Here is a 13,594-nt window from a genome sequence, read left to right as displayed (position 1 = left end):
CATATCCAGAAATCTTCGGCAGCTTAAGGCCCCCAGGTGCAAATGAAACGAACCGCGTTCTTCATCTCCGACGGTACCGGCATCACTGCAGAAACGCTGGGCCAGAGCCTGCTCGCACAATTCGAGAGCATTCCGTTCAATAAATTCACGCGCCCCTACATCGATACGCTGGACAAGGCCCGGGCCATGGTCCAGCAGATCAACGCCGCGGCCGAGCGCGACGGAGTGCGTCCGATCATTTTCGACACCATCGTCAACCAGGACATCCGTGAGGTCATGGCCACGTCCAATGGCTTCATGATCGACATCTTCTCGACGTTTTTATCCCCGCTCGAGCAGGAATTGACCGCCCATTCGTCGTATTCCGTGGGCAAATCCCACTCGATCGGCGGCAATTCCAACTACATGGAGCGCATCGAGGCGGTCAACTTCGCCCTGGACAACGATGACGGCGCGCGCACCCACTACTACGACAAGGCCGACCTGATCCTGGTCGGCGTGTCGCGCTGCGGCAAGACCCCGACCTGCCTGTACATGGCCATGCAGTTCGGCATCCGCGCCGCCAACTACCCGCTGACCGAGGACGACATGGAGCGCCTGCAACTGCCGGCGGTGCTGAAGAAGCACCACAGCAAGCTGTTCGGCCTGACCATCGACCCCGACCGCCTGACCGCCATCCGCCACGAGCGCAAGCCCAACAGCCGCTACTCGAGCTTTGCCCAGTGCGAGTTCGAGGTGCGCGAGGTGGAGAACCTGTTCCGTCGGGAGAACATTCCCAACATCAACTCCACGCATTTCTCGGTGGAGGAGATCTCGGCGAAGATCCTGGTGGAAAAAGGCGTGGAACGGCGGTTCAAGTAAGCCTGAACCGGCCTCTTCGCGGGTAAACCCGCTCCCACAGGGATATCACAGGGCTTGAGGCAGTGAGGTCCCTGTGGGAGCGGGTTTACCCGCGAAAGGGCCAGACCTGCTGACAGAAGGCCCAAAGAAAAGCCCCGGCATCACTGCCGGGGCTTTCTTTTACCTCAACGCAAGGCTCAGGACGGAATCACCGCCGCCTGCCCGCTCATCGCCAGGTCGACCAGCTCGCGGTTGGCCACCGCGTACATCGCATAGTCGGTGCCGGTGGCGTTGCGCAGGTCGTCGAGCATGGCGCGCCAGCGCTCGACCATCACCCGGTGCTGCTCGCACCACAACGCCACCCGGGCATCCATGTCCTGCGGCGCGTCGGCCATCTGCAGCACGGAGATGGTGATCGCCCGCTGCTGCAGGTCGATGTCGTCGCGGAACGCCTCGCGGGCCAGGGCCTGCCAGTTGTTCTCCACCGGCAGGTTGCTGATCTCCTGCAGGTACCAGGTCAGGTCCAGCGAGCTGCCCACGGCGAAGAACGCCTTGGCCACCTGCGCAGGATCATGCCCGGTCACGTCGGACGCTTCGATGATCGGCAACAGGGTGTACAGGTGCGTGGTGCCAGCAACCATGCGCGCCAGCAACTCCGGCACACCGGCCTCGACGAAGCCCTGGTAGCGGACCATCCAGCGCTCGCGGGTCGGGCCTTCCAGCAGTTCATCCAGCTTGAGCCCCAGCTGGGCGAGCACCGGCCCGAAGTGGGCGACGTCACGACCCGCGTCCTGCTCGTTGCGACGGCTGCGCAGGAACCAGCGGGTGGCGCGGCGGCCCAGGCGCATCAGCTCGTCCATCAGGGTCAGCTGGATCTCGGCCGGGACCTGATAATCCAGGGCCTCGATCTGGCGGAACCAGTGCGGCAGGTGGAAGATGTCACGCACGATCACATAGGCGCCGGCGACGTTGGCCGGGCTCATGCCGGTGGACTCCTTCAGGCGCTGGACGAAGGTGATGCCCATGTTGTTGACCAGGTCGTTGGCGATCTGGGTGCTGACGATCTCGCGCTTGAGGCGGTGACGGCGCATCGAGTCGGCGAACTTGCTCACCAGCGACGGCGGGAAGGCCGTCTCCATGTCGCGGGTCAGGTAGTCGTCGTCCGGCACCAACGACTTGAGCAGCTGCTCCTTGAGGTCGATCTTGCTGTACGAGATCAGCACCGACAGCTCGGCGCGGGTCAGGCCCTGCCCTGCCGCCAGGCGCTCGGCCAGCTGCTCCTCGGTGGGCAGGAACTCGATGGCGCGGTCCAGCTTGCCACGAGACTCGAGGTCGGCCATCAGGCGCTTGTACTCGGCGATCCGCTCGCGGGCGCGGCGGGCGGCCAGCGACAGCGCCTGGGTCTGCTTGTAGTTGTTGCCCAGCACCAGGCCTGCGACTTCGTCGGTCATGCTGCCCAGCAGCTGGTTGCGCTGCTTCTCGGTCATGTCGCCACCCTGCACCACCTCGTTGAGCAGGATCTTGATGTTGACCTCGTGGTCGGAGCAGTCCACGCCGCCGGCGTTGTCGATGAAGTCGGTGTTGGTGGCGCCGCCGTTGAGGCCGAACTCGACCCGGCCGAGCTGGGTCATGCCCAGGTTGCCGCCCTCGCCCACCACCTTGCAGCGCAGCTCGTTGCCGTTGACGCGCAGGGCGTCGTTGGCCTTGTCGCCGACATCGGCGTGGCTTTCGCTGCTGGCCTTGACGTAAGTGCCGATACCGCCGTTCCACAACAGGTCCACCGGCGCCTGCAGCAACGCGTGCAGCAGTTCGGTCGGGGTCAGGCGATCCGCTTCGATGGCGAAGCGTTCCTTCATCTGCGGGCTGATGGCGATGCTCTTGGCGCTGCGCGGGAAGATCCCGCCGCCTTCGGACATGATGCCGGTGTCGTAGTCACTCCAGGCCGAGCGCGGCAGGTCGAACAGGCGCTTGCGCTCGACGAAGCTGGTGGCCGGATCCGGATTCGGGTCGATGAAGATGTGCAGGTGGTTGAACGCGGCCACCAGCTGCAGCTTGTCGGACATCAGCAGGCCGTTGCCGAACACGTCGCCGGCCATGTCGCCGACCCCGACCACAGTGATCGGGTCTTCCTGCACGTTGATGCCGCGTTCGCGGAAGTGACGCTGCACGCCGACCCAGGCGCCACGGGCGGTGATGCCCATCTTCTTGTGGTCGTAGCCGGCCGAGCCACCGGAGGCGAAAGCGTCGCCCAGCCAGAAGCCGTAGTCGATGGCGATGCCGTTGGCGATGTCGGAGAAGGTCGCGGTGCCCTTGTCGGCCGCCACCACCAGGTACGGGTCGTCGTCATCGTGACGCACCACGTTGGCCGGCGGCACCACGCCACCGTCCTTGAGGTTGTCGGTGATGTCGAGCAGGCCGGAAATGAAGATGCGGTAGCACGCCACGCCTTCGGCGGCGATCTCGTCACGGCTGCCGCCCAGCGGCAGGCGGCGCGGCAGGAAGCCGCCCTTGGCGCCCACCGGCACGATCACCGAGTTCTTCACCTGCTGGGCCTTGACCAGGCCGAGCACTTCGGTGCGGAAGTCCTCTTCGCGGTCCGACCAGCGCAGGCCGCCGCGGGCGACGTTGCCGAAGCGCAGGTGCACGCCCTCGACCCGTGGCGAATAGACGAAGATCTCGAACTTCGGCACCGGTTTCGGCAGTTCCGGGATCAGCTTGGGATTGAACTTGAAGCTGAAGTACGACTTGTTCTGGCCGTTGGCGTCGGGCTGGTAGAAGTTGGTGCGCAGGGTGGCCTTGATCAGGTCCAGGTAGCGGCGCAGGATGCGGTCCTCGTTGAGCACCTGGACCTCGTCCAGGGCGCTGAGGATCGCCTGCTCCAGACGCTGCTGCTTGTCGTCCAGATCCTCCTGGGTCAGCTTGCGCGCCAGGTAGAAGCGGGTCTTGAACAACCGGGTCAGCTCGCGGGCGATGTCGGTGTGGTTGTTCAGGGTACTGGCGATGTAGCCCAGGTCGAAGCCCAGGCGGATCTGCTTGAGGTAGCGGGCGTAGGCGCGCAGCAGCGCCACGTCGCGCCACGGCAGGCCGGCGGTCAGCACCAGGCGGTTGAAAGCGTCGTTCTCGGCGTCGCCCTTGACGATATGGACGAAGGCGTCCTGGAAGGTGTCGTTGAGCTGCTGGATATCAAGGTTGAGGCCTTCGCTGTAGGTGAAGGCGAAGTCGTGGATCCAGAACTCGCGGCCGCTGGCGTGGCGCAGGCGGTACGGGAACTCGCCGAGCACGCGCAGGCCGAGGTTTTCCAGGATCGGCAGCACGTCCGACAGCGCCAGCGGCGTATCGGCGTGGTACAGCTTGCAGTGCAGCTGGCGCTCGCCCAACTGGGTCAGCGGCTGGTAGAAGCTCATGGCCAGCGGCTTGGCTTCCGACAGGTTCAGCACATGCTGCATGTCGACCACCGCCGAGTGCGCGGCGAAGCGCTCGCGGTAACCGGCCGGGAAGCCCTTCGGGAAGTCGGCCAGGATGTTGGTGCCATGGGCCTCGCCGAAGTTCTCCACCACCAGCGCCGAGAAGTCGTCCTGCCACGAACGGCAGGCCTGGATCACTTCGTTTTCCAGCTGCTGCGGGTCGATGTCGATGCGGTTCTTCGGGTCCACCCGCAGGATCAGCTGCACGCGGGCCAACACCGATTCGGAGAAGAAGGTCCAGAACTCGCAGTCGGTGGCCTTCAGACGCTCCATCAGCACCTGCTGGATCTTCTGCCGCACCTCGGTGGAGTAGATCTCGCGTGGCACATAGGCCAGGCAGTAGCAGAAGCGGCCGTACGGGTCCTTGCGCAGGAACACGCGGATCTTGTTGCGCTCCTGGATCTGCACGATCGACATGACGGTACTGAGCAGTTCGTCGACCGGGGTCTGGAACAGGTCGTCGCGCGGCAGTACCTCGAGGACCTGGGCCAGCTCCTTGCCCAGGTGGGCTTTGGGGTCGAAGTTGGAACGGCGTTCGACTTCGGCGACCTTGCCACGGATGTACGGGATGGTATGCACGCTCTCGCCGTACACCGACGAGGTGTACAGGCCCATGAAGCGGCATTCCTTGATGACCTTGCCATCCTGGTCGATCTGGCGGATCGACACGTAGTCCGGGTACGCCGGGCGGTGCACGCGGCTCGGCTGCGAGGCCTTGGCGAACGACAGCAGGCGCGGCTCGCGCAGGTAGGCGACGGCGTAGTCCTCGATGCGCAGGTCGTCGGCGCCCAGGCCTGCGCGCAGCAGGCGGGCCAGGCCCAGGAACGAGGCCTCGTCGTAGACCAGATGGCCGCCGTCGGCATCGGACTCGACAGTGAATTCCTCATAGCCGAGGAAGGTGAAATGGTTGTCCAGCAGCCACGACAGGAAGCTCTTCACCTCGGCCTTGTCGTTCTGCGCCGGGCCGAAGGCGTTCTGCTCCACCAGTTCCAGCAGCTCGCGGATCTTGGCTTTCATCGGCTCGAAGTCGGCGACCACGCCGCGCACTTCGGCCAGTACCTGCTCCAGCTCCATGCTCAGGGTGTTGAGCTCGGCGGCATTGGCGCAGCGGTCGATCTCCAGGTACATCAGCGACTCATGGCTGACGCCCTCGCCCTGGGTGCCCTTGGGCAGCAGTTCGACCAGCTCGCCCTTGGCGCCACGGCGCACGCTGAGCACGGTGGTCTGCAGGGTGTGGATGCTGTAGCCGCGGCGGTTGAGCTCGGTGCGTACCGAGTCGACCAGGAACGGCAGGTCGTGGTGCAGCACCTCGACCACGGTGTGGGTCGATTGCCAGCCGTGGCGTTCGTAATCGGGGTTGTAGACCCGCACCTGCGGGTGTTCGGGGTCGAAGCGCTCGATGATGCGCCAGGCGGACAGCGTGCAGCCGGCCAGGTCCGACAGCCTGCGCTGTGTGAGTTCGTCCAGAGAGATGATGCCGAAGAACTGCTCGGCGAACAGCGCCACTTGTGGCAGGGACTGTTCGCTGATGTGCTGCGCCAGGGCCACCTGCAGTTGATGCTGGAAGTCGGCTTTGCTGGCTGCGGTGAAAAACGCCATCTGTGGTACTCCGCTTGGGCTTTGTTATAGGTGAAGCGTCGCGTACGTCCGCCGGGTACGGATCAACGATAGCCAACCCGCGGCAAGCCGGACGGTAAAACCAGGCGTTGGACACGAGCGTCATGTCCACCGACTGGGGAGCTTAACGACTGAACGGTCACTGCGGCTTGCAGCGCTGCGACAATTTCGGTCAATGCGCGGTAACTTTACGTTTATCACGGCCGCCAAGGCTGTCAGAATTCCTTTCCCTTGCCATTGACCCGAGCCGCCCATGCAACTGAAAACCGCCCTGCTCTTCGCCACTCCCTGCGACGACGAGGAAGACAACATGGCGACCCTGTGCTGCCACAGCGACAAGGGCCAGATGTTCCTGCTGACCCGTTATCCGGACGAGGACACCGTCGACCTGACCCTGGATGACGAGCCGTCGACCCTGGACGGGCTGAAGGTGACCCTGAGCGCGCAGCGGCTGTTGATCGAGGTGGCGGCTGGGGATCGTGATGCGTTGAAGGGGGATGAAACGCTGGAGATCATCCTGACCAGCGCCGGGACCGACCTGGAGGAAGTAGCGCTGACCTTGCGCAATATCCTCGACGGGACCGGAACGTTCGTGTCCGAAATCTAAGCAGTTACATCGCCCGTGTAGGAGCGGCCTTGTGCCGCGAAAGGGGTGCGAAGCGCCCCCTTATTGGTGCATCACGCTGATATAGCCGGGGCCGCTATGCGGCCCTTTCGCGGCACAAGGCCGCTCCTACAGGTAGCGCGCAAGCTTCCAGGACATTGACAGGCCACTATCGACACAGGCATTGTCTGACAACCTGACCAATAAGAACTTCCATGTCCATGCTAGAGCTCCAGCGCCCCGACACCCTCGTCGAACGGGTCGTCAACGCCATCCGCGCCGAGATCGATTCCGGCCGCCTGGCCGCCGAATCGCGCCTGCCCACCGAACAGCAACTGGCTGAACAGCTCAATGTCAGCCGCTCGGTGGTGCGCGAGGCCGTGGCGCAGCTCAAGGCCGACGGGGTGCTGATCGCCCGCCGCGGGCTCGGCTCGTACATCTCGCAGACGCCCAGCGGCACGGTGTTCCGTTTCCCCGGCAGCCAGGGGCGCAAGCCGGACCTGGTGCAGATGTTCGAGATGCGCCTGTGGATCGAGACCCAGGCCGCCGCCATCGCCGCCCGCCGCCGCGACGCCGACGACCTCGCGCGCATGGCCGCAGCCCTGGGCACCATGGAAGACCCGCGCAGCGACTTCGCCACGGCCTCGGCCGCCGATGTGGCCTTTCACCGCGCCATCGCCGAAGCCAGCAAGAACGACTACTTCGTCGCTTTCCACGATTTCCTCGGCGGCCAGTTGGCCGCCGCCCGCCGCACCGCCTGGGAAAACTCCGCCACCCCGGCAGTGGGCGGTTCGGCCGATGCCCTGCGCGAGCACCGGGCGCTGTACCAGGCCATCGCCGACGGCGACCGCCAGGCGGCGGCCGGCTGCGCCGAAGCCCACCTGCGCGCCTCGGCCAAGCGCCTGAAACTCGACCTTCCCGACCTCGACTGACCCCGGAGAACCCCATCGCGGCCTGGCGAGGCTTTCACACGCACTACTTAGTCTGACAACCTGACAAGCAGATTCACCGACAAGAATACCAAGGTACCCTGCATGACCTACGACTACTGCATCATCGGCGGCGGCATCGTCGGCCTCGCCACCGCGATGGCCCTGCTTGAACGACGCCCCGGCGCTTCGCTGCTGATTCTGGAAAAGGAGGCCAGCCTCGGCCGCCACCAGACCGGCCACAACAGCGGCGTGATCCATGCCGGCATCTACTACGCGCCCGGCAGCCTCAAGGCCGACCTGTGCAAGCGCGGCGCCCAGGCCACCAAGGATTTCTGCAGCGCGCACGGCATTGCCTTCGAGGTCTGCGGCAAGCTGCTGGTGGCCTCCAACGACCTGGAGGTGCAGCGCATGCAGGCGCTGTACGAACGCTCCCAGCAGAACGGCCTGAAGGTCGAGCGCCTGGATGCCGGCGCCCTGCGCGAGCGGGAGCCGAACATCGTCGGCAAGGGCGCGCTGTTCCTCGATGCCACCGGCATCGTCGACTACCAGCAGGTGTGCGACTCCATGGCCAAGGTGATCCGCCAGGCCGGTGGCGAACTGCGCCTGTCCACCACCGTGCGCGCCATCCAGGAGCATGCCGACCACGTCGCGATCAGTGCCGACGGCAACGCCTGGCGCGCCCGTCAGCTGGTGGCCTGCGCCGGCCTGCAGTCCGACCGCCTGGCGCGTCTGGCAGGGGTGAAGATCGACCACCAGATCATCCCTTTCCGCGGCGAGTACTACCGCCTGCCGGCGAGCAAGAACCAGATCGTCAACCACCTGATCTACCCGATCCCCGACCCGGAGCTGCCGTTCCTCGGCGTGCACCTGACGCGGATGATCGACGGCAGCGTCACCGTCGGCCCCAACGCGGTGCTCGGCTTCGGCCGGGAAAACTATCGCAAGTTCTCGGTGAACTGGCGCGATGTCGCCGAGTACGCGCGCTTCCCGGGTTTCTGGAAAACCATCTGGAACAACCTCGGTTCCGGCACCACCGAGATGAAGAACTCGCTGTTCAAGCGCGGCTACCTGGAACAGTGCCGCAAGTATTGCCCGTCTCTCGAAGTCGAGGACCTGCTGCCCTATGAGGCCGGCATCCGTGCCCAGGCGGTGATGCGCGACGGCACCCTGGTGCACGACTTCCTGTTCGCCGAGACCCCGCGCATGGTGCATGTGTGCAATGCGCCATCGCCCGCCGCCACCTCGGCGATCCCCATCGGCCAGATGATCGCCGAGAAGATTCTCCAGGCCCGCTGATCCACCCGCTGCATCCACAATTACAAAGACAACAAGGAAAACCCCAATGTCGGTACACGAGACGGCCCTGGCCGCGAGCGAAACCCCCGAACAGCAACGCAAGCGCCTGCGCAAGGTGGCGGCGGCGACCATCTTCGGCTCGATGCTGGAGTGGTACGACTTCTACCTCTACGCGACCATGGCGGCGATCGTCTTCTCGAAGATCTTCTTTGACCCGAGCAACCCGGCGGTGGCCTCGCTGCTGGCGTTCTCCACCTTCGCCATCGGCTTCATCGCCCGACCCTTCGGCGGCGTGCTGTTCGGCTACCTGGGCGATCGCTTCGGGCGCAAGCACGTGCTGGTGATCACCTTCTGCATGATGGGCCTGTGCACCATGCTGATCGGCCTGATCCCCGGCTACGCCACCATCGGCATCTGGGCGCCGATCCTGCTGGTGATCATCCGCATCATCCAGGGCCTGGGCGCCGGCGCCGAGCTGTCCGGCGCGGCGGTGACCTCCTACGAGCACGCCAGCGAAGGCAAGCGCGGCAGCCAGGGCGCCTGGCCGGCGCTGGGGCTGAACCTGGGCCTGCTGCTGTCGTCGCTGACCGTGTACCTGCTGACCATGAACGGCAACGAGTTCCTGCTGGCCGGCGGCTGGCGCATCCCGTTCATCGCCAGCATCGCCCTGGTGGCGGTGGGCCTGTGGGTGCGCAAGAGCATCCCCGAGACCCCGGACTTCAAGGAACTGGACAAGGCCGACGACAAGCCGCAGGTGTCGCCGCTCAAGCTGCTGTTCAGGAATGACCTCAAGGGCCTGGCGGTGGTGTTCTTCGTGGCCGTGGGCTACAACGCCCTGAGCTACATCTTCAAGACCTTCTCGCTGGCCTACCTGACCCAGTTCAAGGGCGTCGAGGCCCATGTCACCTCGCTGTCGGTGACCCTGGCCAGCCTGGTGGCGATCTTTGCCGTGCCGTTCTTCGGCTGGCTGTGCGACAAGTGGAGCAGCAAGACCGTGCTGATGCTCGGCGGGCTGTTGTCGGCGCTGTTCGCCTACCCGTTCCTGCAACTGCTGTCGACCGGCGAGCCGATGATGATCTACCTGGCCATCGCCGTGGGCACCGGGATCCTGGCGCCGATGATGTTCGCCCCGCAGGGCTCGTTCCTCAGTCGCCAGTTCCCGACCCAGACGCGCTCGTCGGGGTTCGGCACCGGGCGCGAGGTCGGTACCGCCGTGGCCGGCGGTTTGGCGCCGCTGGGCGGGCTGGCGCTGGTGGCTGGTTCGGCGACTCATTCCACCGATGGCGTGGCGTTGATCCTGGCGGTGGCCGGGGTGCTGGTGGTGGTGTTTGCGTTCCTTGACCAGGGCTGGCGGCATTCGAAGTCGAAGAACTGACCTGGCGATAGACGGGTAAACCCGCTCCCACAGCTGGCCATGAAGGCATCGATGAACCTGTGGGAGCGGCCTTGTGCCGCGCAAGGGCCGCAAAGCGGCGCCGGCAATTTCTGCGTCGGTGCTGACATCCTGGGGCTGCTTTGCAGACCTTTCGCGGCACAAGGCCGCTCCTACAGGTTGGCGTAGGAGCGGCCTTGTGCCGCGAAAGGGCCCGACCAGGCAATACATGGATCGAGGACAATCCCAGGCATTGCCCAGGTTTTCCCAGGTGGACCACCGCCAACTGCTGTCTCGGGAGGATATAATGGCCCCCTCCCCAGGCAGCAGCCTCCAGACATGATCCAGTCCAGCCTCGATCTCTTCGACCCCCACCCCCAGCGCCTGGCGCGCCATACCCTGCTGCTGCCCGGCTTCGCCCTGCCCGAACTCGAGGCCCTGCTCGACGCCCTGCGCCCGGTGCTGCGCGCGGCACCGTTTCGCCACATGCACACCCCCGGCGGCCTGCGCATGGCCGTGGCCCTGACCAACTGTGGCGCGCTGGGCTGGGTCAGCGACGAGAACGGCTACCGCTACACCCCCATCGACCCGGTCAGCGCAAAACCCTGGCCCGCCCTGCCCCCGCTGCTGGTCGACCTGGCCACCCGCGCCGCCGCGCAGGCGGGCTTCGATGGCTTCGTGGCCGATGCCTGCCTGGTCAACCACTACCTGCCCGGTACCCGCCTGAGCCTGCATCAGGACCGCGACGAACAGGACTACGGGCAGCCGATCGTCTCGATCTCGCTGGGCTTGCCTGCGGTATTCCTGTTCGGCGGGCTGCAACGCTCGGACCGCCCCCGGCACATCCCGCTGAGCCACGGCGATGTGCTCGTCTGGGGTGGCGAGGACCGCCTGCGCTTTCATGGCGTATTGCCGATCAAGCCGGGCGTGCACCCGCGCATGGGCGAGCGGCGGATCAACCTCACGCTGCGCAAGGCGGGATAAGCCGCCCGCCTACAGGCTGGCGAACCATTCGCGGCGTTCCTCGAACGCCGCCCGGATCGCCCCGACCATCACCTGCACCAGCGGATCACCTTCGGTCTGCCCGTTGACCGCCAGCCACACCCGCCGCCGCATCGGCTCGCGGAACAGGCCCGGCAGGGCCAGCAATCCACGGTCCAGGTGCGTCGCATAATGCGGCAGCAAGCCGACACTGGCGCTGCATTTGATCAGCTGGCAGTACATTTCGTAATCCTCGATCTGGGTCACCCCGGCCGAGCGCGTGCGCAGCAATGCCTGCCAGGGCATCAGCGCCTGCACACCTACCTCGCCCTGCCATTGCACCAGCATGTAGTCCTGCAGGTCCGCCAGGCTGGTCGGTCGGTTGGCCTCGCGGGCGTAGCGCTTGGCAATATGCGGCAGGTACTCGAGGGTGGCCAGGGCCTCGGGGGCGGCACCGGCAAAGCTGCCGGCGCGGGCACCGTGGCTGGCGTCGCCCAACCACAGGGCGACATCGGCAACCTGTTCGGGTACCTGGCGACCGTCGAGGGTGGCCACCTCCAGGCGCATGCCGGCATGCTGGCGCACGAAGTTGATCAGGTTGCGGCCCAGCAGGTCCTGCAGCAGCGGTTCGGCCACGGCCAGGCGCACGCTGGCGCTTTGCTCTCGCGGCAGCGGCACGACCGGCTCGCGCGCCTGGAGTATCTGCAGCAAGCGTTCGCCCTGCTGGCTGAGCACCGGGTTGTTGTTGCGGTTGACGAACAGGCTGTAGCCCAGGCGCGCTTCCAGCGCCGCCAGGCGTTTGCGCAGGGCCACCGGCTTGAGGTTGAGTCGCCGCGCCGCCTGCATGAAGCAGCCGCAGCGCGCGGTGACCAGGAAACAGTTCAGGGTCTGTTCGTCCAGGGCCAGCGGCACCTGGCGACGAACGACAGGCACGGCGGTATCCGGGGCTCGCCCCCGGGGCAGATCGATCGGCATTCCTCGCCTCCCGCGGGCCCGCCTGGGCAGGCCCGGTTCTTCCATGGTTGTTGGCGACTAGCGGCTGCTGCTCTCCAGCACCTGATTCAGCGCCGCGCCATCGATACTCAGGGTGGCGGTGTCGAACATGCCCTCGACATAGGCCTTGGCCACCTGCTCCTGGCGCTGGGCCCGCAACAGCTCGCGCAGGCGTGGCGCCACCTCCTCGAAGGTCGCCGCCCGGGCGGGCTGTTGCTCGACCAGCTTGATGATGTGGTAGCCCGCCGCGCTCTGCACCGGTTCGCTGACCGTGCCCACCTTGAGCTTTGGCACCACCCCACGCACCTCGGGCAACAACTGCGCCAGGGCCTGCAGGCCGGTGTCGCCACCGCCGGCGGCCGTGCCGGCATCCTGGGAGTGCTCACGGGCCAGCGCGGCGAAGTCGGCATCCGCAGCCTGGGCCTGCTTGGCCAGCGCCTGGGCCTGCTTGCGCACGGCCTCGTCGTCCCTGGGGTTCTCCACCCGCAGGAAGATCTGGCTCAGGCGGTAGCGCACCGGCAGCTGCAAACCGGCCTTGCCTGCCTCATAGGCCTGCTTGAGCTCCGCCTCGCCGGGGTAGTCGTCGGGCACCTTGCTCACCGAGTTCAGGTAGTCGCGCAGGACGATCTGCTCGGTGGCCGCGCGGGTCTGCACCTGGATTTCCGGGCGCTGCAACCAGCCCTGGGCCTCGGCCTGCTGGTACAGGGCCTTTTCCGCCAGGCGAGCGCGGATCCAGGCCTCCAGTGCCGGGCGGTCGCCGCGCAGGCTGGCACGGGCTTCCTCGGGCAACTGGGCGAACAGCGCCTTGAGTTCGCCGCTGCCGACCTGTTGCTCGCCCAGACGCGCCAGTACCGGGCCGTTGTCGGTGGCCACCAGGGCGGCGGGCGACACCGGACGCGCCGCCGCCACCGGCTCGTCGCCCGGGCGCAAGGCCAGGGCGACCGCCACCGCGACAATGGCCAGCGCGCCAGCGCCGGCCCAGAGAGTGCGCGCCGTCACGAGGCGCGCTCTTGGTCGTGGGCGACCTGGACTTTCTGCTGGTCGGCCACATTACGGCTGTAGTCACGCAGATAGACGATCAGCTCCTGCAGCAGCCGGTCCCACAGCACCAGGCTGCCCAGCAGGTGCTGCTGACTGACACCATCGGCGACCACCACGTCCTGCTCCATCACCAGGAACTCGCCCTGCACCGACAGGCGGGCGAAGCGCCGGCTGGCATTCCAGTGCTCGGCCAGGCCCGCCGGCAGCTCGCCCTGGATACGCAGGGCACAGCTGAAGGTGAAGTCGAGGAATTCGCCCTCCTTGCCCGCGGCCCGGTTGCCGAAACGAACGGCATAACCCACGCCCTGGCTGGCGCTGAGCAACTGCACCACGGCGTTCTGCTCGGTGCGGTTGACCCGGCAGCCGGCATCCTGCAGCAACTGGGTCAGGGAGTCGGCGCTAACGGTTTCGATCAGGGTGACTTCGGTCATGTGCTTACTTCCTTGCGTTGAGA

General features: G+C 66.1%; 10 protein-coding genes. 6 read left to right on the top strand and 4 right to left on the bottom strand.

What is annotated here, in order from left to right:
* Positions 1 to 42 precede the first annotated feature (42 nt).
* Positions 43 to 861, top strand: coding sequence for a posphoenolpyruvate synthetase regulatory kinase/phosphorylase PpsR (gene ppsR, locus AC0MAZ_RS11915; protein WP_028692934.1), 819 nt, complete (start codon positions 43 to 45; stop codon positions 859 to 861).
* 176 nt (positions 862 to 1,037) lie between these two features.
* Here the strand turns inward: ppsR and AC0MAZ_RS11910 are convergent, their stop codons facing one another.
* The gene (locus AC0MAZ_RS11910) at positions 1,038 to 5,903 is read right to left on the bottom strand and encodes an NAD-glutamate dehydrogenase (protein WP_234561251.1); all 4,866 of its coding nucleotides are present in this window, start codon (positions 5,901 to 5,903) and stop codon (positions 1,038 to 1,040) included.
* A 271-nt stretch (positions 5,904 to 6,174) separates the two neighbouring features.
* Between AC0MAZ_RS11910 and AC0MAZ_RS11905 the strand changes: the two genes are divergently transcribed.
* The 5 genes from AC0MAZ_RS11905 to alkB all read left to right on the top strand — a co-directional run bounded on the left by AC0MAZ_RS11905 (position 6,175) and on the right by alkB (position 11,109).
* Complete coding sequence (locus AC0MAZ_RS11905; protein ID WP_203647490.1) at positions 6,175 to 6,528, top strand: hypothetical protein; 354 nt, start codon at positions 6,175 to 6,177, stop codon at positions 6,526 to 6,528.
* A 218-nt stretch (positions 6,529 to 6,746) separates the two neighbouring features.
* Complete coding sequence (locus tag AC0MAZ_RS11900) at positions 6,747 to 7,457, top strand: FadR/GntR family transcriptional regulator (RefSeq protein WP_232856067.1); 711 nt, start codon at positions 6,747 to 6,749, stop codon at positions 7,455 to 7,457.
* A 102-nt stretch (positions 7,458 to 7,559) separates the two neighbouring features.
* Positions 7,560 to 8,753 carry an L-2-hydroxyglutarate oxidase gene (gene lhgO, locus AC0MAZ_RS11895; RefSeq protein ID WP_232856022.1) on the top strand — a complete coding sequence of 398 codons (1,194 nt, stop codon included), beginning with the start codon at positions 7,560 to 7,562 and terminating at the stop codon, positions 8,751 to 8,753.
* Between the two features lie 46 nt (positions 8,754 to 8,799).
* Positions 8,800 to 10,128: an MFS transporter gene (locus AC0MAZ_RS11890; protein ID WP_203647492.1), complete on the top strand. Its 1,329-nt coding sequence runs from the start codon at positions 8,800 to 8,802 to the stop codon at positions 10,126 to 10,128.
* A 336-nt stretch (positions 10,129 to 10,464) separates the two neighbouring features.
* The gene (gene alkB / locus AC0MAZ_RS11885; protein ID WP_198744761.1) at positions 10,465 to 11,109 is read left to right on the top strand and encodes a DNA oxidative demethylase AlkB; all 645 of its coding nucleotides are present in this window, start codon (positions 10,465 to 10,467) and stop codon (positions 11,107 to 11,109) included.
* A 9-nt stretch (positions 11,110 to 11,118) separates the two neighbouring features.
* Here the strand turns inward: alkB and AC0MAZ_RS11880 are convergent, their stop codons facing one another.
* The 3 genes from AC0MAZ_RS11880 to AC0MAZ_RS11870 are packed head-to-tail and all read right to left on the bottom strand — an operon-like array spanning position 11,119 to position 13,571.
* Positions 11,119 to 12,081 carry a LysR family transcriptional regulator gene (locus tag AC0MAZ_RS11880; protein ID WP_232856020.1) on the bottom strand — a complete coding sequence of 321 codons (963 nt, stop codon included), beginning with the start codon at positions 12,079 to 12,081 and terminating at the stop codon, positions 11,119 to 11,121.
* A 57-nt stretch (positions 12,082 to 12,138) separates the two neighbouring features.
* A complete protein-coding gene (locus AC0MAZ_RS11875) occupies positions 12,139 to 13,098 on the bottom strand; it encodes a peptidylprolyl isomerase (protein WP_254463418.1) in 960 nt (319 codons plus the stop codon).
* Positions 13,095 to 13,571, bottom strand: a complete 477-nt coding sequence (locus tag AC0MAZ_RS11870; protein WP_232856018.1) for a YbjN domain-containing protein — start codon at positions 13,569 to 13,571, stop codon at positions 13,095 to 13,097. Before AC0MAZ_RS11870 ends, AC0MAZ_RS11875 begins: the two co-directional genes overlap by 4 nt.
* Between the last annotated feature and the right edge of the window lie 23 nt (positions 13,572 to 13,594).

This window comes from Pseudomonas sp. A, from assembly GCF_056270345.1.
The sequence above is the reverse complement of the archived record's forward strand: the minus strand, read 5'-3'. Positions and strand labels throughout refer to the sequence as shown.

Excerpts from the sequence above, each read along its gene's own strand:
- ppsR (WP_028692934.1), top strand. The coding sequence starts at position 43 with ATGAAACGAACCGCGTTCTTCATCTCCGACGGTACCGGCATCACTGCA.
- AC0MAZ_RS11910 (WP_234561251.1), bottom strand. The coding sequence starts at position 5,903 with ATGGCGTTTTTCACCGCAGCCAGCAAAGCCGACTTCCAGCATCAACTG.
- AC0MAZ_RS11905 (WP_203647490.1), top strand. The coding sequence starts at position 6,175 with ATGCAACTGAAAACCGCCCTGCTCTTCGCCACTCCCTGCGACGACGAG.
- AC0MAZ_RS11900 (WP_232856067.1), top strand. The coding sequence starts at position 6,747 with ATGCTAGAGCTCCAGCGCCCCGACACCCTCGTCGAACGGGTCGTCAAC.
- lhgO (WP_232856022.1), top strand. The coding sequence starts at position 7,560 with ATGACCTACGACTACTGCATCATCGGCGGCGGCATCGTCGGCCTCGCC.
- AC0MAZ_RS11890 (WP_203647492.1), top strand. The coding sequence starts at position 8,800 with ATGTCGGTACACGAGACGGCCCTGGCCGCGAGCGAAACCCCCGAACAG.
- alkB (WP_198744761.1), top strand. The coding sequence starts at position 10,465 with ATGATCCAGTCCAGCCTCGATCTCTTCGACCCCCACCCCCAGCGCCTG.
- AC0MAZ_RS11880 (WP_232856020.1), bottom strand. The coding sequence starts at position 12,081 with ATGCCGATCGATCTGCCCCGGGGGCGAGCCCCGGATACCGCCGTGCCT.
- AC0MAZ_RS11870 (WP_232856018.1), bottom strand. The coding sequence starts at position 13,571 with ATGACCGAAGTCACCCTGATCGAAACCGTTAGCGCCGACTCCCTGACC.